Origin of the sequence: Curtobacterium sp. BH-2-1-1 (assembly GCF_001806325.1) — a bacterium.
Classification (GTDB): domain Bacteria; phylum Actinomycetota; class Actinomycetes; order Actinomycetales; family Microbacteriaceae; genus Curtobacterium.
Genome location: NZ_CP017580.1, coordinates 2,676,257 through 2,701,641, shown reverse-complemented (window position 1 = coordinate 2,701,641; position 25,385 = coordinate 2,676,257). Strand labels below are relative to the sequence as shown.

General features: G+C 71.5%; 25 protein-coding genes. 17 read left to right on the top strand and 8 right to left on the bottom strand.

The genetic code is table 11. From position 1 onward, the window contains the following. The first annotated feature begins 5 nt into the window (after positions 1–5). From BJK06_RS12915 to BJK06_RS12905, 3 genes are all read left to right on the top strand, one after another. Complete coding sequence (locus BJK06_RS12915; RefSeq protein WP_083295239.1) at positions 6–2,093, top strand: bifunctional aldolase/short-chain dehydrogenase; 2,088 nt, start codon at positions 6–8, stop codon at positions 2,091–2,093. 22 nt (positions 2,094–2,115) lie between these two features. Further along, positions 2,116–3,591, top strand: a complete 1,476-nt coding sequence (locus tag BJK06_RS12910) for a rhamnulokinase family protein (protein WP_070418235.1) — start codon at positions 2,116–2,118, stop codon at positions 3,589–3,591. A 128-nt stretch (positions 3,592–3,719) separates the two neighbouring features. Continuing rightward, entirely contained in the window at positions 3,720–4,913 is a 1,194-nt protein-coding gene (locus BJK06_RS12905) for an alpha-hydroxy acid oxidase (protein ID WP_070419451.1), read from the top strand. 143 nt (positions 4,914–5,056) lie between these two features. On the opposite strand, the gene BJK06_RS12900 is transcribed toward BJK06_RS12905, so the two are convergent. Then, positions 5,057–5,590 (bottom strand): hypothetical protein, encoded by a 534-nt coding sequence (locus BJK06_RS12900; RefSeq protein WP_070418234.1) that lies wholly within the window; start codon positions 5,588–5,590, stop codon positions 5,057–5,059. 58 nt (positions 5,591–5,648) lie between these two features. Between BJK06_RS12900 and BJK06_RS12895 the strand changes: the two genes are divergently transcribed. Next, a complete protein-coding gene (locus tag BJK06_RS12895) occupies positions 5,649–6,005 on the top strand; it encodes a hypothetical protein (RefSeq protein WP_156794862.1) in 357 nt (118 codons plus the stop codon). 56 nt (positions 6,006–6,061) lie between these two features. On the opposite strand, the gene BJK06_RS12890 is transcribed toward BJK06_RS12895, so the two are convergent. The 3 genes from BJK06_RS12890 to BJK06_RS12880 are packed head-to-tail and all read right to left on the bottom strand — an operon-like array spanning position 6,062 to position 8,598. Next, complete coding sequence (locus tag BJK06_RS12890; protein ID WP_156794861.1) at positions 6,062–6,850, bottom strand: hypothetical protein; 789 nt, start codon at positions 6,848–6,850, stop codon at positions 6,062–6,064. Next, complete coding sequence (locus BJK06_RS12885; protein ID WP_083295452.1) at positions 6,840–7,379, bottom strand: RNA polymerase sigma factor; 540 nt, start codon at positions 7,377–7,379, stop codon at positions 6,840–6,842. Before BJK06_RS12885 ends, BJK06_RS12890 begins: the two co-directional genes overlap by 11 nt. A 43-nt stretch (positions 7,380–7,422) precedes the next feature. Beyond that, on the bottom strand, positions 7,423–8,598 hold the full coding sequence (locus BJK06_RS12880) for an ROK family protein (protein WP_070418230.1): 1,176 nt from the start codon (positions 8,596–8,598) through the stop codon (positions 7,423–7,425). A 133-nt stretch (positions 8,599–8,731) separates the two neighbouring features. On the opposite strand from BJK06_RS12880, the gene BJK06_RS12875 reads away from it, so the two are divergent. From BJK06_RS12875 to BJK06_RS12850, 6 genes are all read left to right on the top strand, one after another. Then, positions 8,732–10,030: an ABC transporter substrate-binding protein gene (locus BJK06_RS12875; RefSeq protein ID WP_070419450.1), complete on the top strand. Its 1,299-nt coding sequence runs from the start codon at positions 8,732–8,734 to the stop codon at positions 10,028–10,030. A gap of 10 nt (positions 10,031–10,040) precedes the next feature. After that, positions 10,041–11,009 (top strand): carbohydrate ABC transporter permease, encoded by a 969-nt coding sequence (locus BJK06_RS12870; protein ID WP_070418229.1) that lies wholly within the window; start codon positions 10,041–10,043, stop codon positions 11,007–11,009. After that, entirely contained in the window at positions 11,009–11,914 is a 906-nt protein-coding gene (locus BJK06_RS12865) for a carbohydrate ABC transporter permease (RefSeq protein WP_070418228.1), read from the top strand. Before BJK06_RS12870 ends, BJK06_RS12865 begins: the two co-directional genes overlap by 1 nt. 35 nt (positions 11,915–11,949) lie before the next feature. After that, entirely contained in the window at positions 11,950–13,620 is a 1,671-nt protein-coding gene (locus BJK06_RS12860) for a glycoside hydrolase family 13 protein (RefSeq protein WP_070418227.1), read from the top strand. 127 nt (positions 13,621–13,747) lie between these two features. After that, complete coding sequence (locus BJK06_RS12855) at positions 13,748–14,695, top strand: ABC transporter ATP-binding protein (RefSeq protein WP_070418226.1); 948 nt, start codon at positions 13,748–13,750, stop codon at positions 14,693–14,695. Beyond that, entirely contained in the window at positions 14,692–15,912 is a 1,221-nt protein-coding gene (locus tag BJK06_RS12850) for an ABC transporter permease (RefSeq protein ID WP_070418225.1), read from the top strand. The genes BJK06_RS12855 and BJK06_RS12850 overlap by 4 nt, the downstream gene beginning before the upstream one ends. A 22-nt stretch (positions 15,913–15,934) precedes the next feature. On the opposite strand, the gene BJK06_RS12845 is transcribed toward BJK06_RS12850, so the two are convergent. Continuing rightward, positions 15,935–16,567, bottom strand: coding sequence for a TetR/AcrR family transcriptional regulator (locus BJK06_RS12845; protein ID WP_070418224.1), 633 nt, complete (start codon positions 16,565–16,567; stop codon positions 15,935–15,937). Positions 16,568–16,623: 56 nt separating this feature from the next. Then, positions 16,624–17,289: a nicotinamide riboside transporter PnuC gene (gene pnuC, locus BJK06_RS12840; RefSeq protein WP_070418223.1), complete on the bottom strand. Its 666-nt coding sequence runs from the start codon at positions 17,287–17,289 to the stop codon at positions 16,624–16,626. A 345-nt stretch (positions 17,290–17,634) separates the two neighbouring features. On the opposite strand from pnuC, the gene BJK06_RS12835 reads away from it, so the two are divergent. From BJK06_RS12835 to BJK06_RS12810, 5 genes are all read left to right on the top strand, one after another. Further along, a complete protein-coding gene (locus tag BJK06_RS12835; protein WP_070419449.1) occupies positions 17,635–18,189 on the top strand; it encodes an alternate-type signal peptide domain-containing protein in 555 nt (184 codons plus the stop codon). 135 nt (positions 18,190–18,324) lie between these two features. Beyond that, positions 18,325–18,921, top strand: coding sequence for a TasA family protein (locus tag BJK06_RS12830; protein WP_070418222.1), 597 nt, complete (start codon positions 18,325–18,327; stop codon positions 18,919–18,921). Further along, entirely contained in the window at positions 18,918–19,811 is an 894-nt protein-coding gene (locus BJK06_RS18660; RefSeq protein WP_156794860.1) for a hypothetical protein, read from the top strand. Before BJK06_RS12830 ends, BJK06_RS18660 begins: the two co-directional genes overlap by 4 nt. Beyond that, positions 19,808–20,452 (top strand): signal peptidase I, encoded by a 645-nt coding sequence (locus BJK06_RS12815; RefSeq protein ID WP_156794859.1) that lies wholly within the window; start codon positions 19,808–19,810, stop codon positions 20,450–20,452. Before BJK06_RS18660 ends, BJK06_RS12815 begins: the two co-directional genes overlap by 4 nt. A 1-nt stretch (position 20,453) precedes the next feature. After that, on the top strand, positions 20,454–20,981 hold the full coding sequence (locus tag BJK06_RS12810; protein WP_070418218.1) for a hypothetical protein: 528 nt from the start codon (positions 20,454–20,456) through the stop codon (positions 20,979–20,981). A 159-nt stretch (positions 20,982–21,140) separates the two neighbouring features. On the opposite strand, the gene BJK06_RS12805 is transcribed toward BJK06_RS12810, so the two are convergent. After that, entirely contained in the window at positions 21,141–22,010 is an 870-nt protein-coding gene (locus BJK06_RS12805; RefSeq protein WP_070418217.1) for an SDR family oxidoreductase, read from the bottom strand. A gap of 164 nt (positions 22,011–22,174) precedes the next feature. On the opposite strand from BJK06_RS12805, the gene BJK06_RS12800 reads away from it, so the two are divergent. Continuing rightward, positions 22,175–23,698, top strand: a complete 1,524-nt coding sequence (locus tag BJK06_RS12800; RefSeq protein ID WP_070418216.1) for a cryptochrome/photolyase family protein — start codon at positions 22,175–22,177, stop codon at positions 23,696–23,698. 64 nt (positions 23,699–23,762) lie between these two features. Here BJK06_RS12800 and BJK06_RS12795 read toward each other — a convergent pair whose 3' ends face one another. Then, entirely contained in the window at positions 23,763–24,692 is a 930-nt protein-coding gene (locus BJK06_RS12795; RefSeq protein WP_070418215.1) for an NADP-dependent oxidoreductase, read from the bottom strand. 90 nt (positions 24,693–24,782) lie between these two features. On the opposite strand from BJK06_RS12795, the gene BJK06_RS12790 reads away from it, so the two are divergent. Beyond that, on the top strand, positions 24,783–25,277 hold the full coding sequence (locus BJK06_RS12790; RefSeq protein ID WP_070418214.1) for a MarR family winged helix-turn-helix transcriptional regulator: 495 nt from the start codon (positions 24,783–24,785) through the stop codon (positions 25,275–25,277). The last annotated feature ends 108 nt before the right edge of the window (positions 25,278–25,385 follow it).

The following is a 25,385-nucleotide window of genomic DNA, read 5'->3' as shown; positions in this document are numbered from 1 at the left end:
ACATCATGACAAGCACAGGACTGGAGGCCCGGGTGGACCCCGCAACGCACGGCACCGACGCAGACACGACGATCAGTGCGCTCGTCGCACGTTCGAACGCGCTCGGCTCGGATCCGCGGATCACGAACTACGCGGGCGGCAACACCTCCGCCAAGGGCACCGACACCGACCCCGTCACGGGCGAACCGGTGGAGCTGCTCTGGGTGAAGGGCTCCGGCGGCGACCTCGGCACCCTCACCCCGGCGGGCCTCGCAGTCCTGCGCGTCGACCGCGTCCGCGCCCTGCAGGACGTCTACCCCGGCGTGGAGCGCGAGGACGAGATGGTCGCCGCGTTCGACCACACCCTGTTCGGTCGCGGTGGGGCAGCACCCTCCATCGACACCGCGATGCACGCCCTCGTCGACGCCGCGCACGTCGACCACCTGCACCCCGACGCCGGCATCGCCATCGCGACCGCCGCCGACGGCCCGGCCCTGACCGAGCAGGTCTTCGGCGACAAGGTGGTCTGGGTGCCGTGGCGCCGACCGGGGTTCCAGCTCGGGCTCGACATCGCGGCGGTCAAGCGGAACCACCCCGCGGCGATCGGCACGATCCTCGGCGGCCACGGCATCACCGCCTGGGGCGACACCAGCGCCGAGGCCGAGGCGAACTCCCGCTGGATCATCGACACCGCAGAATCATTCATCGCCGAACACGGGAAGGACCAGCCGTTCGGCCCCGTCCGCCGAGGCTTCGAGGCGCTGCCGACGGACGAACGCCGCGCGCGCGCCGCAGCCCTCGCCCCGACGATCCGGGGCATCGCCGGGCACGACAAGCCCGTCGTCGGCAGCTTCACCGACAGCCCGGCGGTGCTCGACTTCCTCGCGTCGTCACGGGCAGAGGAGCTCGCGGCCCTCGGGACGAGCTGCCCGGACCACTTCCTCCGCACCAAGGTGAAGCCGCTCATCCTCGACCTGCCCGCCACGGCATCGGTCGAGGAGCAGACCGCCCGCCTGCACGAGCTCCACGAGCAGTACCGCGTCGACTACCAGGCCTACTACGACCGGCACGCCGACGAGACGAGCCCGGCGATCCGCGGCGCCGACCCGCTCATCGTGCTCGTCCCGGGCATCGGCATGTTCTCCTACGGCAAGGACGCCCAGACCGCCCGCGTCGCCGGCGAGTTCTACGTGAACGCGATCAACGTCATGCGGGGCGCGGAGTCCCTCAGCACCTACGCCCCCATCGACGAGGCCGAGAAGTTCCGCATCGAGTACTGGGCCCTCGAGGAGGCGAAGCTCCAGCGGATGCCCGCACCGAAGAAGCTCGCCACGCGCATCGCCCTCGTCACCGGAGCCGCGAGCGGCATCGGCAAGGCCATCGCGAAGCGCCTGGCGGCCGAGGGCGCCGCGGTCGTCATCGCGGACCTCGACCTCGCCAAGGCGCAGGAGGCCGCGGCCGAGATCGGGAACACCGACACGGCGATCGGCGTCGCCGCGAACGTGACGGACGCCGGCGCGATCGACCACGCGATCGAGCAGACGCTCCTGCACTTCGGCGGCCTCGACCTCGTCGTGAACAACGCCGGGCTGAGCCTCAGCAAGAGCCTGCTCGAGACCACCGAGCAGGACTGGGACCTGCAGCACGACGTCATGGCGAAGGGCTCGTTCCTGGTGTCGAAGGCGGCCGCGAAGGTCCTCATCGAGCAGGGCCTCGGCGGCGACATCGTGTACATCTCGTCGAAGAACTCGGTGTTCGCCGGTCCGAACAACATCGCCTACTCGGCGACCAAGGCCGACCAGGCGCACCAGGTCCGGCTGCTGGCGGCCGAACTCGGTGAGCACGGGGTGCGCGTCAACGGCATCAACCCCGACGGTGTCGTCCGTGGCTCGGGCATCTTCGCGTCCGGCTGGGGTGCGAACCGGGCGAAGACGTACGGCATCGAGGAGCAGGACCTCGGCAAGTTCTACGCCCAGCGCACGATCCTCAAGCGCGAGGTCGTGCCCGAGAACGTCGCCAACGCCGTCTACGCCATCTGCACCGACGACTTCTCGCACACGACCGGCCTGCACGTCCCCGTCGACGCCGGTGTCGCGGCCGCGTTCCTGCGCTGATGTCCGGGACAGAGGGAGCAGCGTGACGAACAGCGGCAGCGTCGCCGCGGTCGACCTCGGTGCCACGAGCGGGCGGGTGATCGTCGGCCACGTCGACACCGACGGCGTCCGGATGGAGCACGTCGCCCGGTTCCCCAACGGTCCGGTCGCGCTCCACGAGGGCGACCGCGAAGCGCTGCACTGGGACGTCGTCGAGCTGTACCGGCAGGTCACCGCGGGCCTCGGCGACGCCTTCGCCCGGACCCCGGACATCGCCAGCATCGGCATCGACTCGTGGGCGGTCGACTACGGTCTGCTCCGTGGCGGGCGGCTGCTCGGGCTGCCGTCCCACTACCGCGACGCACGACACGACGGCGGCGTCGCGACCGTGCACGAGCGACTCTCCGCCGCCGAGCTGTACGCCCGGAACGGCCTGCAACACCTGCCGTTCAACACCCTGTTCCAGTTCGCCGCCGACCCGTCCCTGCAGCTCGCGCAACGGGCGCTGCTCGTGCCCGACCTGCTCGGCTACTGGCTGACCGGCGTCGAGGCGGCCGAGCGCACGAACGCCTCGACGACCGGGGTCCTGAACGCGACCACCCGCGGGTGGGACCCGGCGTTGCGGGCTGCTGCGCGCCTCCCGAGCGGACTCCTGCCCACCCTGCGCGACCCGGGCGACCGACTCGGTCCCCTGCTGCCCGCCGTCGCCGAGGCGGTCGGCGGCACCGCGCCGGTCACGCTCGTCGGCTCCCACGACACGGCCTCGGCCGTGGTGGCGGTACCGGCCACCGACCCGGACTTCGCGTACATCTCGTCCGGCACCTGGTCGCTCGTCGGCGTCGAGCTCGACGCACCCGTCCTGTCGGACGCGGCTCGCGAGGCCAACTGCACCAACGAGGGCGGCGTCGACGGACGCGTCCGGTTCCTGAAGAACGTGTCCGGACTGTGGCTGCTCTCCGAGAGCGTCCGCACGTGGGAGCGTGGTGGCGAGCGCGTCGACCTGGAGGCGCTGCTCGCCTCCGCAGCGGACGTCACCGCCCCGGTCCCCGTCTTCGACGTCGCGGACGACACGTTCACCGCGCCGGGTGACATGCCGGCACGGATCGCCGCCTGGTGCGGTGCACACGGACTCGCCGCCCCGGCATCGCGGGCCGAGACCGTACGGTCGATCCTCGAATCGCTCGCCTCGGCGTACGCCTCGACCCTCGAGACGATCGTCGCCGTCACGGGCCGAGACGTCCGACAGGTGCACGTCGTCGGCGGAGGATCGCAGAACCGGCTCCTCTGCCAGCTCACCGCCGACCGCACCGGGCTCCCCGTGCTCGCCGGGCCGGTCGAGGCGACCGCGCTCGGCAACGTCCTCGTGCAGGCGCGGGCGGTCGGGCTCGGCGGCCTGGGTGGCGCCTCGCTCGAGGCCCTGCGCTCGACGATCGCCCGTTCCGTCGAACCCGTGCGCTACACCCCGCGAGCCGACCATTCCCCCCACCGATCCACCCCGAGACGTAGGATGTCTGTATGACCTCGACCGACGACCAGCACCGCGTCGACCCCGCGACGGGCGCTCCGGCAGCGACCCCCGGGGCGCCGTCGGCCCGGCGTTCTCCGATCAAGCGGCAGCTGCCGACCGTGCGCGACCTCGCGCCGCTCATGCAGTTCAAGAAGCCGTCGCTGCCGGGTCGGCGACAGCGTCTCGAGTCGGCGCTGACGATCTGGGACCTGCGCGACATCGCCGCCCGACGCACGCCGAAGGCCGCGTTCGACTACACCGAGGGCGCCGCCGAGGCCGAGATCTCCCTCGCCCGTGCCCGCCAGGCGTTCGAGGACATCGAGTTCACCCCCGCGATCCTGCGCGACGTCTCGAAGGTCGACACGTCGCGCGACGTGCTCGGTGCGCCCGTCGCATACCCGTTCGGCATCGCCCCGACCGGTTTCACGCGCATGATGCAGACCGAGGGCGAGCGCGCCGGAGCCCGGGCAGCAGGCCGCGCCGGCATCCCGTTCTCGCTCTCCACGATGGGGACCACCGCGATCGAGGACGTCCGCGACGCCAACCCGTCGGGCCGCAACTGGTTCCAGCTCTACATGTGGAAGGACCGCGAGAAGTCGATGGCGCTCGTCTCCCGCGCCGAGAAGGCCGGGTTCGACACGCTGCTCGTCACCGTGGACGTGCCCGTCGCCGGTGCTCGGCTGCGGGACAAGCGCAACGGGTTCTCCATCCCGCCGCAGCTGAGCGCCCGCACCGTGCTGAACGCGATCCCGCGGCCCTGGTGGTGGTTCGACTTCCTCACCACCGAGCCGTTGGCGTTCGCGTCGCTCGACCGCTGGTCCGGCACCGTCGGCGAGCTCCTCGACCACATGTTCGACCCGACCGTCACCTACGAGGACCTCGAGTGGATCCGGTCGCAGTGGAAGGGCAAGGTCGTCGTCAAGGGCGTGCAGTCACTGGCGGACGCGAAGCGCCTCGCTGACATGGGCGTCGACGGGATCACGCTGTCGAACCACGGCGGCCGGCAGCTCGACCGTGCTCCCGTCCCGTTCCACCTGCTCCCCCCCGTCGTCCGCGAGGTCGGCAAGGACACCGAGGTGCACCTCGACACGGGCATCATGTCCGGCGCCGACATCGTCGCCGCGGTGGCCCTCGGCGCGAAGTTCACGATGGTCGGTCGGGCGTACCTGTACGGCCTGATGGCGGGTGGCGAGGCCGGGGTCGACCGGATGATCCAGATCCTGTCCGAGCAGATCGAGCGGACGATGCGGCTGCTCGGGGTGGCCTCGCTCGACGAGCTCGAGCCGGGGCACGTGACGCAGTTGCAGCGGTTGACGCCGGTCCCGCGGGGCTGACCGGCGCGGCGGTCACGCTGGCGGTCCGTCGAGGCCGACGTGGCCGACGCGGATGTCGAACCACGAATCCGACGTCGAACCAGGCAGCGCCGCTGGTTCGATGTCGGATTCGTGGTTCGGCGCGGACGAGGCGGCGGCGGGGGTCAGCGGGGGTCGGGCGAGCGGCGGCGCACGACGAGGGTGCCGATGCCCTGGACGACGAAGTACGCGCCACCGCCGACCAGGACGATCGTCCGGATCACGGTGACGACCGACATGCTCCCGAGCCCGAGCGTGCCGACGGCGAGCGCGATGAAGATCCCGCCCATCACGATCAGGATGACTGGGTTCGGGGCGACGAAGAAGCGTCGGCCGCCGTTCGCGTCGGCGATCGCACGGTCGCGGGCACGGGCGACGGCGCCGGGCGCGCGGCCTTCACTTCGATCGCGGCGACGTTGTCGAGCGCGCAGCAGCAGCCACGTCGTCACACCGACGGCGATGGCCCCCGCCCACACGACCCATTCGGGCGCTTGGGAGAAGCCGAGCGCCCAGGACGTGACGAGGCCGACGCCCGCGCCGACCGCCGCCGCAGTCGTGACCCGGTCGGTCCGGCCGTCGATGGCGGTGACGTAGCCCGGGCGCCGGGCGTACGGGTCGTGCTCCGGCTCGGTCTGTTCAGCTGATCGTTCGTTCCCCACACCCCGAACGTACCGAGATCATGACCCGATGGACCGCTCGGAGGTGGAGGGTTGTGGCGTGCAGAGCGGAGCGGCCGCGTCCTGCGCCGGAACCTCGACCGACCTCGGCGACTCGGACCTGCACCCCGGCACGGTCGACCTGCACGTCGACTGGCTCTCCCGCGACTGCGAGGACGGCGGCGGCGCGTTCCGTGCGTCCGACGACGTCACGGTGACCATCACGCCCGAGTCGACCGGTGACCCGGTGCTGCTCGGGCGGCCGACCCCGCAGGGCGAGCAGTTCACGGTCGCCGGGCGCTTCGACCTGCCCGACGCCCTGCCGGTGGGCGACGCCGTCCTCGACGTGAGCAGCCACGACGGCGACGGGTCCGGCGCGAGCCTGCCGGTGACGATCAGCGCGGACGGCGCCAGGTGACCGAGGAGCGCCGGTGGACGTGCGTGTCGTGGTTCCAGTGCCCCGTCACCTCCGTCTCACCGCCACGTCTGCCGGACCAGCACCTCGAGCAGCCCGTCCGTGGGCGTGTTGGTCTGCGTCACCGAGATCCACGTGTCCCCCCGGACGAAGAACGTGTGGGTGGTCTCCAGCGGGTCGCCGTAGTAGTCCGACGACTCGCTGTGCTGACAGGCCCGCCCACCGAGCCGATCGGTGCACGACCAACCCGCCTGCTCGTGTGCGCTGAGTCGCTCGTCGAGGGTCCCTTCCGCGGTCGACCCCATCGCGAGGAAGAGGTTGTCCGATTCTTCCGGGCTCCCGGTCTGGGACCACCGGCAGACGAGGGCCGCGTCGGCGACGAACGGTTCGTCCGGGTCGACCCAGTAGCTCGATCCGACTCCGCCGGGTGCGACGGGTCGGATCTGCTCGACCTTCCGCTGGCCGAACAGCCGCGCGGAATCGGCTGACGGCACCGCCGCGGCGCACGAGTCCGGGATCGATGCCGCGACACCACCGGACGTCGGCGAGGACGGCCGGGTGGTCGGGCGGATGGGAGCAGACGAAGCCGTCCGGTCCGGCCGGGGCACCGCTGCGGGACTCGAGGCGCTCGGAGCCGGCGGCGCGGCGATCGGACTCGGGATCATCCCGAGCGCGACCGCTCCACTCGCGGTGCCGACACCGAGCAGCGCCACGATCGCGACGGCGATCCCGACACGCTTGCGGACGGAGACCCGACGGGGTTCGGCGTCGAGGTGTGCGACGAAGCGCTGGCGCATGCCGACGATCATCTGCTGCAGGTCGTCTCCGACGGGAGGTTCAGAGCTCATCGTGCGTCACCGCCTTCTTGATCCGGGCCCGCGATCGCGCGACCCGCTGTCTGACCGCTCCGACGCTCAATCCGAGCGCAGTCGCGGCTTCGGCGTACGAACGGCCGTCGATGAGGCACAGCTCGCACACCTGCCGGTCGATCGGCGAGAGCGCGTCGATCTCGGCTCTGACCCAGCGCAGCCGGTCTCGGGCGTCGTCGTCCTCGACCGGTGCCGGCAGGTCGTCCGGCAGTTCGTCGCCCTGGTGCCGCTGGTGCGTGCGCCGGAGGTTCGCCGCGTGGTTGCGGCTGACCACCAGCAGCCACGGCAGGATCGATTCGTCGGGGAGCTCGATGGAAGCCGCCCGTCGCCAGAGCGTCACGAACGTGTCCTGGACGACCTCCTCGACGTCCTGGCGCGACGGGACGAGCGCCCAGGCGTACCGGGTCACCGTCGCCACGTAGCGGTCGAAGAGCGCGACGCCCGCTGCCCGGTCGCCGTTCCCCGCCGCCCGGACCAGTGCTGTGTCCGGTTCTCGTGATCGGTCCATGACCACCCCCTTCACCCCAGCAGTGTCCGGACCGGTCCGATCGTCACAGCGCGGGGACAGCCGGGCGTGTCGTCAGGGCGAAGGACAGCGGCGCCGCCCGGACCGCGTCGACCGCGTGCGCGACCGCACCGAGCACCACGACGTCGGCACCCAGCGTCGACGCGACGATCTCGGGGACCGGGTCGAACCCCGCGCCGTCGAGCCAGGCCCGCGCCCGGTCGATCACGGCACCGGCGGGCTCGGCGATGGCCCCCGCGACGACCACGCGATCGATGTCGAGCAGGCTGACGAGCAGGACGCAGACGCGGGCCAACCGGTCCCCCAGGCGGTCGACGATGCCGAGGGCGACCGGGTCCCCGTCGTGCGCCGCGCGGAACAGGACGGAGGCGTCGGCGTCCGCGGCGAGGGGGCTGTCCGGCGGGACGTCGCCCGCGGCGAGCGCTTCGGCGACGAGCCGGCGGGCGGTGGCACCGATGCCGTCGGACGACCCGACACCCTCGACGAGGTCGAGCACGCGCATCTCCCCCGCGCCGCCGTGGGCACCCCGGAGCAGGACCCCGTCGACGACGAGTCCGCTGCCGAACCGCTCGCCGGACAGCAGCGCTGCGAACGAGGCGTCGCCCGAGGAGGGCCGTTCGGCGAGCGCGGCGAGGTTGGCGTCGTTCTCGACCACGACCCGGTGCCCCGGGACGGCGTCGGCGAAGCCCGGGTTCATCCGGTCCCAGAACCCGCCGTCGCCGGGTGACGCGCCGCCGGCGTCCACGGGGGCGGGGATGCCGACGACGGACACGAGCACCCGCAGCGGGTCGACCCCGGCGTCGAGGAGTGCGGCGGCGACGGTCTCGCCGACGACCCCGAGCCGGACCGGGACGTCGAGACCGGAGTCGCCGAGTGCCCCTTCGGCACGGCCGAGCACGGTGCCGCGCAGATCGGCGACGAGCACGGTCACCCGGTGCTGCCCGGCGTCGATGCCGACGACCACGCCGCCGGCGGTGTCGAGCTCGTACCGGCGCGCCGGTCGGCCGATGCGGTACTCCCCCGCGGCCCGGGCGTCGTCGAGTTCGCGGACCCAACCGAGGCGGACGAGCTCCTCGCACGCGGCGAGGACGGTCGAACGGGTCAGGCCGGTCGTGTCGATCGCCTCGGTCGCGGTGAACGCGCGCACGGAGAAGGCGTACGCGAGCAGCGTCTCTGCGCTCGTTCCACGGGGCGGCGGCATGCCCGCACACTACCGCGGAAACAGTTCCTTGCAGAATTAGATTTTGTCGCTAGATTTAGTTCTGCGGGCGGCAGTGGAGCCGGACCGCGAACCGGAACGGCAGGGACGCCGGGTCCGGACGGACGGAGACGACGTGCAGACACACGCCACCACCAGGAACGCCGCCGCGCTCAGCCGCCGCGGGTTCCTGCTCGGGGCGGGCGGCATCGGAGCGGGCCTGGCCCTCGCCGGGTGTGCCCCGCTCGGTTCCTCGAGCAGCCGCCCCGAGACGATCACGTTCTACGTGTCGAAGCCCGAGGTCATCGGCTACTTCGACGAGGTCATCGCGAAGTTCCACGACAGCCAGTCGAGGATCCGCGTCATCCGCGACTCGACGTCGAACATGTCCGCCAACTTCGTCCGGAACCGACCGCCGGACCTCGGCTGCCTGAACTACAACTACGCGATGGTCTCGTTCGTCGAGCACGGTGCCCTCTCCGACCTGTCGGACCTGCCGGAGAGGGACACGATCAACCCCGACCTGTGGCCGCTCATGAAGCAGACCGCGGACTACCCGGGTCGGACGAGCGTGCTGCCGTACTCGGTGACCGCAGCGTCGGTGATCTACAACAAGCAGATCTTCGCCGACCAGGGCATCGACGTGCCCACCACGTGGAGCGAGTTCAGAGACGTCTGCGAACGACTCACCAAGGCCGGCATCACCCCCATGTACGGCACCTACAAGGACAACTGGACGATCGCCCAGGGCATGTTCGACTACTCGGTGGGCGGGATGCTCGACCTGCAGCAGACCTTCGCGGCACTCGACCGCGAGGGCACGAAGGTGGGCACGAGCTCGAGCGTCTCGTTCGAGAAGGACTTCGCCGCCCCCGTCGACCGCATGGTGGACCTCCTGCAGTGGCACCAGAAGGGCGCGGCGAGCCGCGGGTACGGCGACGGCAACCTCGCGTTCGCGCAGGGGAAGGCCGCGATGTACCTGCAGGGGCCGTGGGCGCTCGGTGAGATCGCGAAGTCGAACAAGGACATCGACCTCGGCACGTTCCCGTTCCCGGCGACCGACGACGCCGCCGACAACAAGGTGCGCGTGAACGTCGACCTCGGCCTCTGGATCCCGGAGGCGTCCCGCAAGAAGGAGGCGGCGCGCGAATTCCTGTCGTTCCTGATGAGCCCCGCCGTGAACGACAAGTACAACGCCGACAACAACGGTTTCGGCGTCCGGAAGGACTCGCCACCCGCATCGAACCCCGCGCTCCGCGGCATGCAGGACTCCTACGACCAGGCGAAGTTCTCCCTGGGCGCCTCGCAGCTCATCCCCGCCGAGATCCCGGTGGCGAACTACCTGCAGTCCATCGCCTTCGGCGGTGCCCCCGCTCCCCAACTCCGCACCCTCGACGGCGACTGGGCGCGTCTCGCGCTCCGTACGGCCGCGTAAGGAGACGACCTTGGCCACCACGACCACAGAATCCGTCACGACGGCGGGCAGCCGCCGACGGGGCGGAGCCGCATCGCGCCTCCAGTCCGGACGACGGGGCGGAGCCGGACTGCGCACGAAGCGCAGCCGGACCGACCCGCTCTTCCTGGTCTTCCTGATCCCCACCCTCCTGCTCTTCACCCTGGCGATCACGCTCCCCGCCGTGATGGGCATCGTGCTGAGCTTCACCGACTCCGTCGGCTTCGGTGACTTCCGGTTCATCGGCCTGACGAACTACGTCGCCGTGTTCAGCGACCCGGCGATCCTGCAGGCGTACCTGTTCACGATCGGGTTCTCGCTCGTCACGGTCCTCGTCGTGAACGCGGTCGCGTTCCTGCTCGCGATCGCCCTGACCTCGAAGGTCCGCGGCAAGATCACCCTCCGCGCCGTGTTCGTGCTGCCCATGGTGATCTCCGGCATCGTCATCGCCTACGTGTTCTCGTTCCTGTTCGCGAACAGCCTGCCGGCGCTCGCGACCACGCTCGGCTTCGCGCCGCTCGAGCAGAGCATCCTCGCGAACCCGGACCTGGCGTGGATCGCGATCGTGGTCGTGACCGCGTGGCAGGCGATCCCGTCGACACTGCTCATCTACATCGCCGGCGTGCTCTCGATCCCGGCCGAGGTGTACGAGGCGTCGGCGCTCGACGGCGCGAGCGCCTGGCGGCAGCTCGTGTCGATCACGGCACCGCTCACGGCGGGCTACATCCTCATCAACCTCGTGATCGGGTTCAAGAACTTCCTGAACTCGTACGACATCATCGTCGGCCTCACCGACGGCGGCCCCGGCACCTCGACCACCAGCGTGGCGATGTCGATCTTCAAGGGCTTCAACGGCGGCGACTACGCCTACCAGATGGCGAACGCCACGATCTTCTTCGTCATCGCGGTCGTCATCGCCGTGATCCAGCTGCGGGCGACCCGCGGGAAGGCAGCGCTCTGATGACCATCCAGGCACCCCTCCAGCCGGGGACCACCGCGACCGGCACCATCCGCTCCGTCGACGCCGATCGGAACGCCGGCCGTCGTGGCGAGCGCTTCAACTGGCCGGTCACGGTCGTCCTCGTCCTCTGCACCCTGTCCGTCCTCGTCCCGCTGTACGTGACGATCACGATGGCGTTCAAGACGACGAGCCAGGCGGTCGACGGCAACGCGTTCTCCCTCCCGGCGCCGTTCAGCGTCGACGGCTTCGTGCAGGCCTGGCAGCTGACGGACTTCCCGCGCGCGTTCGGCGTCTCGGTGCTCGTCGCCGCGATCACCGTCGTCGGCACGATCCTGCTCGCCTCGTTCACGGCGTACGCGATCGCCCGGAACTGGGACCGCAGGCTCTTCCGCTGGTCGTTCTTCTACCTGCTCGCCGCGATGTTCCTGCCGTTCCCGGTGCTCGCCCTGTCGCAGGTGAAGCTCACCGGCCTGGCGCACCTCGACAACCCGTTCGGCGTCGCGATCCTGCACGTCATGTTCCAGCTGTCGTTCAGCGTGCTGCTCTTCACCGCGTTCCTGCGGTCGATCCCGGCCGAACTGGAGGAGAGTGCCCGCATCGACGGTGCGAGCACGGGGCAGGTGTTCTGGCGACTCGTGTTCCCGCTGCTGGCACCCATGAGCGCCACCGTCGGCATCTTCGCGTTCCTCGCGTCCTGGAACGACTTCGTGATGCCTTCGCTGATCACCTCGAACCCGGCGCTGCAGACCCTGCCGGTGCTGCAGCAGATGTTCCAGACGCAGTTCAGCAACAACTACAACGTGTCGTTCGCCTCGTACCTGATGGCGATGGCGCCGGCGATCATCGTCTACCTGTTCACGCAGCGCTGGGTGATGGCCGGGGTCACGCAGGGCGCGATCAAGTGACGACCACCGACTCCGCAACCGAGAGGACCCCCACCATGACCGACGTCGTCGAGACCGCCGCCGCACCCGCGACCGAGGACGGGAGCAGCACCTGGTGGCGCCAGGCCAGCGTCTACCAGATCTACCCGCGGTCCTTCGCCGACGCGAACGGCGACGGCATCGGCGACCTGCCCGGTGTCACCGCGAAGGTGCCGTACCTGGCGTCCCTCGGGATCGAGGCCGTCTGGCTCAGCCCGTTCTACCCGTCCGCCCTCGCCGACGGCGGCTACGACGTGGACGACTACCGGGACGTCGACCCGCGCCTCGGCACGCTCGAAGACTTCGACGAGATGGTCGCGGCGCTGCACGGTGCCGGGATCCGCGTGATCGTCGACGTCGTCCCGAACCACACGAGCGACCGGCACGAGTGGTTCCGCGAGGCCCTGGCGTCCCCGAAGGGCAGCCCGGCACGCGACCGCTACGTGTTCCGCGACGGCACCGGGCCGTCCGGCGAGGGCGCCCCTGCCGACTGGGTGTCGATCTTCGGCGGCCCGGCCTGGACCGCGGTCGGCGACGGCCAGTGGTACCTGCACAACTTCGCCAAGGAACAGCCCGACCTCAACTGGGCGAACCGCGAGGTCCGCGACGACTTCCTGCACACCCTCCGCTTCTGGTCCGACCGCGGTGTGGACGGGTTCCGCATCGACGTCGCGCACGGCCTGGCGAAGGACCTGCCGTCGGGCCCGCTCCCGACGTGGGCCGAGGTCCTCGCGTCGCCGAAGGACGGCTCGCACATCCTCTGGGACCGCGACGACGTCCACGAGATCTACGCCGAGTGGCGGAAGGTCTTCGACGAGTACACGCCCGCACGCACGGCCGTCGCCGAGGCGTGGGTCGCCGCCGACCGCCGCGCCCGGTACGCCAGCGCCGAGGGGCTCGGGCAGGCGTTCAACTTCGACCTGCTCGAGGCCGACTTCGACGCCGGGCAGTTCCGGAGCATCATCGAGTTCAACCTCGGGCTCGCCGAGGAGTCCGGGTCGTCGACCACGTGGGTCTTCTCGAACCACGACGTCGTCCGGCACGCCACCCGCTACGCCCTGCCGGCACGCAACGGCGCCGAGGAGAAGCAGGGCAGCGCCTGGCTGCTCGCCGGCGGCTCGCAGGACGCGCTCGACCGCTCGCTCGGGCTCCGCCGTGCCACCGCGGCGACGCTGCTCGAACTCGCGCTGCCCGGCTCGGCCTACCTCTACCAGGGCGAGGAGCTCGGCCTGCAGGAGGTCGGCGACATCCCCGACGCCGACCGCCAGGACCCGGCGTTCTTCCGGAACCCGGGCGTCGACGTCGGCCGTGACGGCTGCCGCGTGCCGCTCCCCTGGACCCGGAGCGGCAGGAGCTTCGGGTTCGGCGACGGCGGTGCGCACCTGCCGCAGCCGGCGTGGTTCGCCGATGTGTCGGTCGAGGCCGAGGACGCCGACCCCGACTCGACGCTGAACCTGTACCGGAAGGCGCTCGGCCTGCGCGGCCAGCTGCAGTCCGAGGAACACCTCGAGTGGCTCGAGACCGGCCGCGACGACGTGCTCGCGTTCCGCCGGCCGAACGGCTGGACGAGCGTGACGGTGTTCGGCGACGAGCCGTACGACCTCCCCGCAGGCGAGCTGCTGCTCGCCTCCGCGCCGGTGGCAGACGGCGCACTGTCGGGTGTGGGGACGGCCTGGTTGCGTTCCTGACGGAAGGTGCGCGTCGTGGACGCGACCAGGTGACGGACGGGAGGCGCGGTGCGGGCAGGCACCGCGCCTCCAGTTCGTCAGGCGGTCACGCCCGAGCGCCGTCAGGCGCTGCCGGTAGGGTCGCGGCATGAGCGGGGCGACCATCAGCGTGCAGGACTTCGTGATGCGGTTCGGGGACCGGAACGTGGTCGACGGGCTGTCGTTCGACATCGCCCCCGGCGAGACCTTCGGCCTGCTCGGCAGCAACGGCTCGGGCAAGACCACGACCATCCGTGCGCTGCTCGGCATCACCACCCCGACCGCCGGCACCCTCACGATCGACGGGCAGCCCTACCGACCGGCCACCGGCGGGATCGGCTACCTGCCCGAGGAACGCGGCCTGTACCGCAAGGAGTCGGTCATCGACGTGATGACGTACTTCGGGCGGCTCCGCGGCCTGCGCGGGCCCGAGGCGACGGCGTGGAGCATGGACTACCTCGCCCGCGTCGGCCTGGCGGACCGGGCGAAGCTCCGGGTGGACAAGCTCTCCGGCGGTCAGCAGCAGAAGGTCCAGCTCGGCATCACGATCATGGACCGGCCCCGGCTGCTCATCCTCGACGAGCCGACGAAGGGCCTCGACCCGGTCAATCGTCGGCTGCTGCTGGACCTCGTCGACGAGCGGAAGGCCGACGGTGCCACGGTCGTCCTCGTCACCCACCACATGGACGAGGTCGAGCGGCTCTGCGACCGCATCCTGCTCCTGAAGGACGGCACCGCGGCGGCGTACGGCACCATCCCGGACGTGCAGGACGCCTTCGGGGGCGCGGTCGCCCGGGTCGGCCTCGACGGGCCGGTGCCGCCGTCGCCGCTGTACCGCCTCGCCCGGCACGAAGGGCACGTCGCCTACCTCGTGCCGATGCCCGCGGCCGCGGCCGACGGGTCGGACATCCTCGCGTCGCTCGTCTCGGCCGGCGTGCACGTCACCGGGTTCGAGATGCGGCGCATCCCGCTCGACGAGATCTTCGTCCAGGTGTACGGGCACGACGCCGGAGCCGACGCGGCCGCCGACACCGCACGGGCCGGAGCCGCCGCGTGAGCCGCCTCGGGACCGTCATCCGGTTCGAGTTCGTGCGTGCGGTGAAGAAGCCCGCGTTCTGGATCGGCACGCTGGCGCTGCCGGTCGTCATCGTGGTGGTGTCGCTCCTCGTCGGGGTCGGGCAGTCCGCCGGGACCGACTCGGTGGTGTCCAGCTCGTCCGCGACGAAGACGCCCTTCCGGTACGTGGACGACTCCGGTCTGGTGTCCGAGAGCGTCGCCGCGAAGTGGGGCGGGTCGCCGTCGACCGACCCCGCGGCCGACCGGGCCGCGGTGCGCTCCGGGACCCTCGACGCGTTCATCACCTTCCCCGAGTCGCCGTCGACGTCGCCGATCCGGGTCGAGGCGGCCGACCGCGGGCTCTTCGGGAACGGCGGGTACTCCTCGCTGGCGGAGCGGGTCCTCGAGCAGAGCGTCGCCGCGACCGTCGACGACCCGGAGTCCGTCGAACTCCTCCGGAACCCGCCGGACACCGACCTGACGACCTACGCGGACGGCCGGGTGGCGCCGGGCTGGTTGTCGATCGTGCCGCCGTTCCTCTACGTCGCCGCGTTCTTCGGGCTCGTCATCCTGCTCGCCACCCGCATGGTCACGGTGGTGGTCGAGGAGAAGGAGAACCGCATCTCCGAGATGATCCTCACGACCGTCACGGCCGGCGACCTCATCCGCGGCAAGGTCATCGCGATGCTGCTCGTCGGGTTCGTCCAGGTCGGGGTGTTCGTCGTCCCGGGGCTGATCGGGCTGCTCGCCGCGCTCCCCCTCGTCGCGTCACGACTGGGCGGGCTGACCATCGACCCCTGGCGGATGGTGGTCGGTGCGCTGCTCCTCGTCGGCGGGGTCCTGCTGGCGTCGGCGCTGTTCGTCGCGGTCGGGGCCGCCGTGCCGTCGATCAAGGACGCCTCGGCGCTGCAGTCGGTGGCGATCTTCTCGCTCATCATCCCGCTCTACGCGGCGTTCTTCGTGATGACGACGCCGACCTCGCCGGTGGCGTCGTTCTTCACGTACTTCCCGACGTTCACACCGATCACCGCGATGGTCCGGAACGCGGTCGGGTCGCTCACCGTCACCGAGTCGGTGGTCTGCATCGTCGAGGTGTTCGTGGTCGCGGCCGTGCTGCTGTGGTTCGCCGAGTACCTGTTCCGGCACTCCGTCGCGCAGTACGGCTCGAAGGTGACGCTCCGGCAGATCGTGTCGTGGCGGCGTCGGTCGCGGGCCTGACCGGCCTGCCCGGCCCGACGGGCTAGCTGGTGAGGACGACCTCGTCGAGGTCCCACGCCCGCACCTCGCGCTCGCGCCACCCCTGACGGAGGGTGCGGACGGCACGGTCGAACTCCACGAGCACGTCGATGTGCGGGCGCACGAGCATCTGGATCTGCAGCCCCTCGTACACCGCGAGCAGCTGCGTCGCGGCCTGGTACGCGGGGATCGCCAGGCGCTCGGACCCGGACTCGACGTCGCGCTCGAGCCCGGACGAGAGCTGCTCGGCGTACTCCTCGAAGCGCTTGCGGAAAAGCTCGGCGAAGCCGGTGTCGGCCGCCGCGATCGTGATGGCACCGGCGAGCACCCGCACCAGGCCGGGGTCGGCGACGTCCTCGGCGAGGGTCATCCGGACGTGCTCGATCGTGCACGTCGGCGGGTTCCTCCGACGCGTCCCGCGCAGCTGCGTCCACCGGTCGTAGGTCACGAGCAGCAGCGCGTCCCACGTCGGGAAGAGCCGCTCCACCGTGGTCACCTCGATGCCGGCGACCTCGGCGACCACCTCGGCGTCGACGCTGTCGAACGGGTGCAGTCGGTAGGCGCGGATCGCGGCGCGGACGATCCGTTCGGCCAGGGACTGTTCGTCCTCGAAGGCCGCGTCGTGGTGGTGTGCCATCCGACCATCACACACTGTTCCCGAGGGTTTGTCTCGTCCCAGAGCGGGGGCCTCGGTCAGCCGACCGTGACCGGGGCCGCCGAGGGCTTCGTGCGCTGGCGCATCCAGACGAAGAACCCGGTCAGGGTGAAGACGCCGTAGAACACGTACATGAGCCCGGAGGCGTAGTACCCGGCCGAGAACAGCAGCGGCACCCCGACCAGGTCGACCGCGACCCAGATCAGCCAGAACTCCACCCAACCCTTGGCCATGCCGTAGGTCGCGAGCAGCGAGCCGACGAAGATCCAGGCGTCGCTCCACACCGGCTCGTACGAGCCGAGGGCGCGGAACACCGGGGTCAGGACGGCGGTGCCGCCCACCATGACGAGGACCATCAGTCCACGGGCCTTCCAGGAGGCCCAGCGCGGCTCGATCACGGTCGTCGCGTCGTCGGGACGGTGCGTCCAGCGGTACCAGCCGTAGACGCTCACGATGATGAACATCACCTGGCGACCGGCCTGACCGAGCAGGTTCACCGGATTGGGGGTGTCGAAGAGCGCTCCCATGAAGACCGTGAAGAGCAGGGCGTTGCCGACGATGCCGACCGGCCAGGCCCACACCTTGCGGCGCATCCCACCGAGGGCGCTGAGCAGGCCGAACACGTTGCCGATCACCTCGCGCCAGAGCACGGTCTGGTCGCCGATGACGAGCTGCGCGTCGAACAGCCACCGCACGATGCCCATGGGCCCTCCTCGTTTCCGGACGGTGCAACGGTACGGGGGCGGTCGGCATTCCTTGCACGACCGAGACCGATCGGGGTACAAACAGTGTCGGCACTCTCGGGGACGAAAATGACCCCTGTACTGGGTCCATTCAGACGCATGTTCCCACTTGTCCGCACTTTGGGGGACCGGTAGCGTCGACACCAGAGCGAGTCCAGCCCGCCCGAGACGTGTCACGTCGCGGAGCCCGGCGACAGCTCTCCGGCACAGGTCAGCCGCGACCCGCACGAACCACGGGTCGATGACATCGTCCCGTCGGCACTGCCGATGGTCGCAGCGCGCCCGAACGCGCAGAACGGACCCCTCATGCACAAGATCGTGACCGGTGCCATCGCCGGCGCCGCCGGTGTCGCCCTCCTCCTCGGCGGCGCGGGCACCTTCGCCCTGTGGAACGCCAGCGCCAGCACGGCGGCCTCCTCGGTGAGCTCGGGATCGCTGACCCTCAGCGCGAACAACGACGGCGTCTGGACGGACATCACCAACGGCCGCTCGGCGACGATCAACCCGGCGAGCGCCCTCATGGTGCCGGGCAACTCGTACCAGTTCACGCAGACCCTGACGATCGGTGCGACCGGCCAGGACCTCAAGGCGAACCTCACCTACGCCAGCCAGAGCATCACCGGTGACAGCGCCCTGCTCGCCGCGACGACGAAGACCCTCGCGGTGACCTCGTCGAGCGCCTCGGTCGTGCAGTCGACCGCGAACGCGAACACCTTCGTGGTCTCCCCCTCGGCCGCGACCTCGACCGTCAAGGTCGTCTTCACGATCACCCTGCCGTCGTCGGCCACCACGGGCCAGGGCGGCACGCTCAACGTCGGCGCGCTCGCGTTCACGCTGACCCAGACCGCGATCGGTTCCTGACCCGCGGAAGCAACCCGGGCTGTGGAGCCCGTGGTCTCGATGGGTCCCTGATCCGCCGATCGCGACCACGCGCCTCCTGGCCCACCCGCACCGCCGGACGGCGGCGCACACCACCACGACGACCAGGGGACGGACATGACCAGCACACCGAGGACGAGCGGACGCCACGCGGCGCCGCGTCGTCACCGGTGGATCTGGCCCACTGCCCTCGCCCTGGTCGTCGCGGTCGTGACGGCGCTGCTCGGCACGGGCGGCACCTACGCGCTCTGGAACGGCACCGCCAGCACCTCGGCCTCGACGGTGCGGTCCGCGACCGCCACCATCACCACCGGCCCGCTCTCCGCGATGAACACGTCCGTCCTCGGTCCTGGTGGCGGCGTCACCGGCACGTTCACGGTCCGCAACACCGGCTCGATCCCGCTCACCATGCGGGTCGCCACCACCTCGACGAACGTCGCCTCCGCCACGAACGCGACCCCGGCTGCGGTGCTCGGTGAGCTGAGCCTGCGCCTCGCGGTGGTCGGCAGCACCGCCGACTGCCGCACCGGCCTGTCCGGCGCGAGCGGACGGCTCGCCGCCTTCGACACCGGCAGCGGCTCGTTCACCCTCGCGGCCGGCGCGAGCGCCGTCGGGTGCGTCGAGATGGACCTCGACGCCGACGCACCGCAGACCGTCGCCGGGGCCGTCACCGACTTCACCCTGACCGTGACCGGGACGCAGGTCAGCGCATGAGCCGCCGACTCCGCACCGTGCTCGCCGGGCTGCTCGCGCTGGCGTTCGTCGTCGGCGGGTCGTCCGCCGCGTGGGCGCTCTGGAGCGCGACCGGGACGACCGCCTCGAGCGTGACCATCGGGAAGACCGGGGCGTCCCTCACCGGCACGAGCGACATGACGACCACGTTCTCCTCGAGCGTGACGAGCACGACGAAGCCGCTCACCCTGACCAACGCGGGGTCGCTCGCCGGCACCGCCACCACCACCGTCTCCGTCGTGTCCGGCAGCTCGACCGCCCTCGCACAGGCCGTGAGCGTCGTCGCGTGGCCCGTGACCGGGACCGCGGCCTGCACGGCGTCGACCTCGGTCGGCACCGGCTCCGTCTCCGGCACCTGGGCGTCGCTGCCGAGCATGACCACGAAGCTCGCCGCCCGGGCGAGTGCCGTCTGGTGCACGCGGAGCACGCCGTCCTCGTCCGCGCCGGCTTCGAGCACCGCGAACGTGAACGTGAACCTCACGGTGACGGCCGGCACGTGGAGCTCGGGCGTCGTGTCCGGCGGCTTCTCCCTCAATACCTCCGCCGCCGCGCCCGCCCTCACGTGCACGGACCACAGCGGCAACTACGTCGAGGTCGCCTGGGCCACCTCGTCCCGTCCGAAGGACACCTGGTACGGCGCCTACGCCGGGCGCGACGCGTCCACGATGGTCGCCCCGAAGCAGCAGGACTACTACGGCCGCTTCACCATCGCGCCGAGCCAGATCCCCGCGAGCGTCGCCACGAGCGGCCCGGTGCTGATCACCGTGAAGATCCTCGACAGCGCGGGCAACCCCACGAGCACCGTGGTCGGGACCGGGCAGATCACCCTCTTCACCCAGAACGACGGGGCGGCCGTCCGGTGCGGCGCATGAGCGCGGCCACCGACGGCGCTTCCCGGCGCGGCCGGCGCCCGCCGCGCACCGGCTGGCGTGCGGTCGTTCACGCCCTCGCGCTCGGACTGAGCACGGGGCTGCTCGTCATCGTTGCCGGGCTCGCCGTCGTGCTCATCGTCGTGCCGAAGGCGACCGGGTCCACGCCACTCACCGTGCTCACGCAGTCGATGGACCCGACGCTGCCGCCCGGCACGCTCCTCGTCGTCCGGCCCACGCCCGTCGAGGACATCCGCATCGGCGACGTCGTGACCTACCAGATCACGTCCGGGCAGCCGGCGGTCATCAGCCACCGGGTGGTCTCGGTCGCGTCGTCGTCGGACGGGTCCCGGACGTTCACGCTCAAGGGCGACAACAACGCGCTCGCCGATCCCGAGCCGGTGATGGCCGCCCAGGTGCGCGGTGTCGTCTGGTACAGCCTGCCGGACATCGGCCTGGTGAACCAGCTCGTCAACGGGTCGCGCTCGTGGCTCGTGCCCGCGATCGCCGGGGTCCTGCTGGCGTACGGCGCGGTGATGGTCACGATCGGCACCGTGTCGGCCGTGCGTCGCCGACGCGCCGCGGGCGACGCCGACGGGCGGGTACCACGCGGTCGCGGCGCCCACCGGGCTACGCTCGGGTGACGTGACGGACGGCGTGGAACGGGCGAGGGCGCTGCTCGACGACGCGGCGCGACGGCTCCGCGACGCCGACGTCCCGGACGAGGCCCTCGGCGAGTACGTCGAGCCGAAGGCCGTGCTCGGCATCCGGCGCGAGCCCACCATCCGATCGCTCGGCCGGGTGTGGCGGGTCGGCGCGCTGCTGCTCGGGTCCTCCCCCGAGACCGACGGCCGGGTCTGGGCGACCGGACGGATCACGCGCGTCACCGAACCCGGGCGGTCGCAGTTCGTGTCCGTCTCCGCCGAGGTCCGTCGGGCCTACCGGGCAGCGGCGCAGAAAGGGCACTTCGAGCCCGGGGACACCGTGAACCACGGCGCGACGCCGATCCCGGTCGACGGGTCGCTCGTCGACTCGGAGGGCGTGCTCTTCGTCGCGGACGGGGGTCCGTTCGTCCGGTGGTCCCCCACCGCGGGCGCCGCCGTCCCGCTCGAGGCGTACCTGGCGGACCGCGTCGGGCTGCTGGTCGATCCCCCGCGCGGCGCGACCGACTGACCACGGCGCGACCACGCGGCGTCACCACGCGTCCGCGCGCGCCGTCGCGGTGGACGCGACCCGTCGCGGTGGACAGGACCCGCCGACGGACGGGAGGCGCGGTGCCTGCCCGCACCGCGCCTCCCGTCCGACCGTGGCCACGTCAGGACCGTGGCCACGTCACAGACTGAAGCCGCCGTCCGACGTGAGGACCTGCCCGACGACCCAACTGCCCGCGGACGACGCGAGCCACCCGATGAGTTCGGCCGGGTCCTGCGGCGTCCCGACGCGACCGAACGGCGTGCTCGCCAGGTACTCGTCGAGGCCGTCGAGCGACCGGTCCGTGGTCTCCGGGTCCATGTAGCCCGTGTTCACCGGCCCCGGGTTGACGGTGTTCAGCACGATGCCGAGTTCGAGCAGCTCCTTCGCGACCGTGGCGGTCACCCCGGCGAGCGCGGCCTTGCTCGCGGCGTACGCGACCTCGCCGATCATCGCCCCGTGGATCTGCCCCGAGGTCATCCAGAACACGTGCCCCTCTGCCTCGGCGTACGGGCCGGTGCCCACGATCCGGTCCCCCGGCCGTCGTGGCTCGTCCGTCCGTGGTGCGCGGCGCCGGGCGAACTCGGCGGTCAGCAGCATCGTCGCCCGGGTGTTGACCTCCCAGAAGGCGGTGAGCCGCTCCGGGGTCATGTCGAGGATGCTGCCGTCGTCCCCGCTCTTGGCGTGGTTGCACACGAGGACGTCGAGGCGGCCGGTGAGTGCCGTCGCGGTGTCGATCAGCTCCGGGATCACGGAGGGATCGGACAGGTCGCCGGGGACGTCCGCGAACCGGGCGCCCTCGGTGAGGTGTGCGCGCAGTCCGTCGCGGACGGCGTCGAGGTCGTCGCCGCCCCACGGCAGGTCGAGGTCGTGCGGGCGGTGGTGGTGCACGACGATGCTCGCGCCGAGGTCGGCGAGCTTCGACGCGACGGCGAACCCGATGCCACGGCGTCGTGAGACACCGGTGACGAGGGCGGTCTTGCCGGCGAGGGGTAGAGTGGATGCGGGCATGCTGAACCTTTCGACGGCCCCGACGGGGCACTGGAGGGAGTCGGAAGCGGGTTCAGCGGCACTGCATGTCCGCCACCCTACACAGGACGGCGCGCCCGCGGAACCGCCGTGGAGTCGGGGGACGTCCCGGGCCCGCACCCGCGTGCTCGCGTACCGTCCGCCGCATGACGGACGCGCGCACCGCCCCGGCCGACCGACGCTCCGAGCGGCGCCGGCGTCTCATCCTGCCGGGACAGTACGGCCCGGACTTCGACGACGGCGGCCCGCTCCTCGTGGTCGAGGCCCGCGAGTTCTTCACCGCGCGTCCCGTGCACCGTGCGAAGGCGCATCTGTGGCTGAGTGCGCTCCGGCACCTGGTCCGCGACCTCCGCGACCGGGGCGAGGGCGACCGCGTCGAGCACGTGCAGGTCGACACGCTCCGGCAGGCGCTGGTCGGCCGGGACGACCTCGAGGTCGTCGACCCGCCGTCGCGGACGCTCCGCGCGCAGGTGCGGCACTGGGGCAGGGGCACCGAGGTGCTGCCGAGCCGCGGCTTCGTGACCGACGAGGACGAGTTCGCCGAGTGGGCCGCGCAGGGCACCGGTCGCTTCCGGATGGAGACGTTCTACGAGCGGGTCCGCCGTCGCGAGGGCTGGCTGATGCGCTCGGACGCGCCCGTGGGCGGGAAGTTCAGCCTCGACGAGCAGAACCGGGAGTCGCCGCCGAAGGGTGCGACCACGCTCGGACTCCCGGAGCCGTGGTGGCCCGAGGAGGACGAGGTCGACGAGGAGGTCCGACGTGACCTGGACCGCTGGGAGCGGGACGGCATCGCCCGCTTCGTCGGTGCGGACGACCGTCGGCGCTTCGCGGTCACGCCCGACGAGGCCCGTCACGCACTCGACGATTTCGTGCGCACCCGGCTGAACGACTTCGGCCCGTTCGAGGACGCCACGCTCACGAACGACTGGACGATGGCGCACTCGTTGCTCAGCGTCCCGATGAACCTCGGTGTCCTCGACCCGCGCGATGCGATCGAGGCGGCACTCGTGGCCCACCGCGACGACGACGCCCCGCTCGCGAGCGTCGAGGGGTTCGTCCGGCAGGTCGCCGGGTGGCGCGACTACGTCTGGCACCTCTACTGGTGGTTCGGCGACGACTACGGGGCGTCGGAGAACGCCCTCGGAGCGCACGAGCGGCTCCCCCGATGGTGGCGGGAGCTCGACGCGTCCCGGGTCGAGGCCGCCTGCCTCGGCACCGCGATCGAGGGCCTGCACGACCACGGCTGGCTGCACCACATCCAGCGGCTCATGGTGCTGGGCAACTGGGCGCTGCAGCGCGGGTACGACCCCGTGCACCTCACCGAGTGGTTCACGGACGTGTTCGTCGACGGGACCGACTGGGTGATGCCCACGAACATCATCGGGATGTCCCAGCACGCCGACGGCGGGATGGTCGCGACGAAGCCGTACGCGTCCGGTGGTCGGTACATCGACCGGATGTCGGACCACTGCGGCGGGTGCCGCTACGACCCGACGAAGCGGCTCGGCGAGGACGCCTGCCCGTTCACCGCCGGCTACTGGGCCTTCCTCGCGCGGACGGAGCCCGCCCTGCGGGACAACAACCGGATGGCCCGTCCGCTCCAGCAGATGCGGAAGCTGGCGGACCTCGACGAGGTGGTGGCCCAGGAGGCGCGGCGCGGCTCCCCCTGACCCGCCCGGCCCGGTGGTGGGTCACGATCCCCCCCCCCCCCCCCCCCACCGGGTCGCTGGTCGCTCAGACGAGGACGACGACCTTGCCGGCGATCCGTCCGGCGGCGCCCTCGGTGTGCAGCGCCTGCAGCTCGGTCAGCGGGATGCGCCGCGTCACCTCGACCGTGAGCTCCCCGGCGTCGACGAGCCGGACGAGCTCGGCCAGCCGTTCGCGGTTCCGCAGCACGAACACCGTCGCAGCACGGACCCCGCGGGACTCGTCCCCCGGGGTCGCCATGAACGCCGTCGTGCTCACGACCGCACCCCCGTCGCGGACCGCGGCCACGAACGAGGCGAACTGCTCGGGCTCGATCGGGGCGAGGTTGAGCAGGACGTCGACCTGCCCGTCGACCGCCTGCAGCACGTCGGTCGTGGTGTGGTCGACGACCTGGTCGGCACCGGCGGCGCGGACGGCGTCGGCGCTGCGCGGGCTGGCCGTGGCGATGACCTCGACACCGGCGCGCTTCGCGAGCTGGATCGCGTACTTCCCGACCACACCGCCCGCGCCGACGACGAGCACGCGCTGCCCGGCCTCGAGCCGACCGTCGTCGAAGAGCGCCTGCCACGCCGTGAGCGCCACCGACGGCAGCGCAGCTGCGTCCGCCAGCGGGATGCTCGCCGGGGCGGCGACGAGCGCGTCCGCCGGAGCGACGACGTACTCGGCCGCTCCGCCGTCGCGTTCCATCGGCAGGAAGCCGATCACCGCGTCACCGACCGCCAGGTCCGTGACGTCGTCCCCGAGGGACGCGACCGTTCCGGAGACGTCGTACCCGGGGACGTGGGGCAGGGCGACCGGGATGGGCAGGAAGCCGGCGCGCATGCCGTTGTCCGCCGCGTTGTACGCCGATGCCGAGACCCGGACGAGGACCTCGCCCGGGCCGGGGGTGGGCTGGTCGACGTCGCCGTAGGTGAGGACCTCGGGACCGCCGACCTCGTGGAACTGCACTGCCTTCATGATGACTCCTCCGTCATTTGCTTCGAATTCGAAGCGATTGATGGAACCGTAACACTGCTTCGAACTCGAAGCAACAGGTAGGATCGGATCATGTCCGAAATCCCCTCCTCCCTGACGCCGACGCAACTGCGCGCCTACCTGTCGTTCACCGAGGTCAGTGCGCTCCTGCGCCCCTCGGTCGAGCAGCAGCTCAAGGACGTGGGCGGGCTGTCGTACGTGCAGTTCCAGCTGCTGGCACGACTCGGGGACTCCCCCGACGGGCACCTGCGGATGACGGACCTCGCCGACGGGGTGGTCTACAGCCGCAGTGGGCTGACCTACCAGGCGCAGTTGCTCGAGCAGCGCGGACTCGTCACGCGCGGCCCCTCTCCGGACGACGAGCGCAGCACCGTGGTGTCGCTGACCGACGACGGGAGAGCCGTCCTCGCGGCGGTGTTCCCGGGGCACATCGGCACGGTGCACGGGCTGCTGTTCGCACCGATCACGGACGAGGACGCCGCGGAGCTCGACCGGATCCTCGGGCGGATCAGCGAGCACCTCCGGAAGAACCCGCCCCGATCGGCGTCCCGCCGCGCCGCGAGGTGAGCCGACGCGCGACGGCGTGACCCGAGCCCGCGTGCGGCGCGTGGCGGGGCCGACCCGCGCCTCCTGGCCCGCTCGTCGCGCCTGTCGTTCCGTCACCGGACCCCGATA

Bases quoted from the DNA above. Each gene is read 5' to 3' on its own strand.
- BJK06_RS12915 (WP_083295239.1), top strand. From the start codon at position 6: ATGACAAGCACAGGACTGGAGGCCCGGGTGGACCCCGCAACGCACGGC.
- BJK06_RS12905 (WP_070419451.1), top strand. From the start codon at position 3,720: ATGCAGTTCAAGAAGCCGTCGCTGCCGGGTCGGCGACAGCGTCTCGAG.
- BJK06_RS12890 (WP_156794861.1), bottom strand. From the start codon at position 6,850: ATGAGCTCTGAACCTCCCGTCGGAGACGACCTGCAGCAGATGATCGTC.
- BJK06_RS12885 (WP_083295452.1), bottom strand. From the start codon at position 7,379: ATGGACCGATCACGAGAACCGGACACAGCACTGGTCCGGGCGGCGGGG.
- BJK06_RS12880 (WP_070418230.1), bottom strand. From the start codon at position 8,598: ATGCCGCCGCCCCGTGGAACGAGCGCAGAGACGCTGCTCGCGTACGCC.
- BJK06_RS12865 (WP_070418228.1), top strand. From the start codon at position 11,009: ATGACCATCCAGGCACCCCTCCAGCCGGGGACCACCGCGACCGGCACC.
- BJK06_RS12860 (WP_070418227.1), top strand. From the start codon at position 11,950: ATGACCGACGTCGTCGAGACCGCCGCCGCACCCGCGACCGAGGACGGG.
- BJK06_RS12855 (WP_070418226.1), top strand. From the start codon at position 13,748: ATGAGCGGGGCGACCATCAGCGTGCAGGACTTCGTGATGCGGTTCGGG.
- BJK06_RS12845 (WP_070418224.1), bottom strand. From the start codon at position 16,567: ATGGCACACCACCACGACGCGGCCTTCGAGGACGAACAGTCCCTGGCC.
- pnuC (WP_070418223.1), bottom strand. From the start codon at position 17,289: ATGGGCATCGTGCGGTGGCTGTTCGACGCGCAGCTCGTCATCGGCGAC.
- BJK06_RS12835 (WP_070419449.1), top strand. From the start codon at position 17,635: ATGCACAAGATCGTGACCGGTGCCATCGCCGGCGCCGCCGGTGTCGCC.
- BJK06_RS12830 (WP_070418222.1), top strand. From the start codon at position 18,325: ATGACCAGCACACCGAGGACGAGCGGACGCCACGCGGCGCCGCGTCGT.
- BJK06_RS18660 (WP_156794860.1), top strand. From the start codon at position 18,918: ATGAGCCGCCGACTCCGCACCGTGCTCGCCGGGCTGCTCGCGCTGGCG.
- BJK06_RS12815 (WP_156794859.1), top strand. From the start codon at position 19,808: ATGAGCGCGGCCACCGACGGCGCTTCCCGGCGCGGCCGGCGCCCGCCG.
- BJK06_RS12805 (WP_070418217.1), bottom strand. From the start codon at position 22,010: ATGCCCGCATCCACTCTACCCCTCGCCGGCAAGACCGCCCTCGTCACC.
- BJK06_RS12800 (WP_070418216.1), top strand. From the start codon at position 22,175: ATGACGGACGCGCGCACCGCCCCGGCCGACCGACGCTCCGAGCGGCGC.
- BJK06_RS12795 (WP_070418215.1), bottom strand. From the start codon at position 24,692: ATGAAGGCAGTGCAGTTCCACGAGGTCGGCGGTCCCGAGGTCCTCACC.
- BJK06_RS12790 (WP_070418214.1), top strand. From the start codon at position 24,783: ATGTCCGAAATCCCCTCCTCCCTGACGCCGACGCAACTGCGCGCCTAC.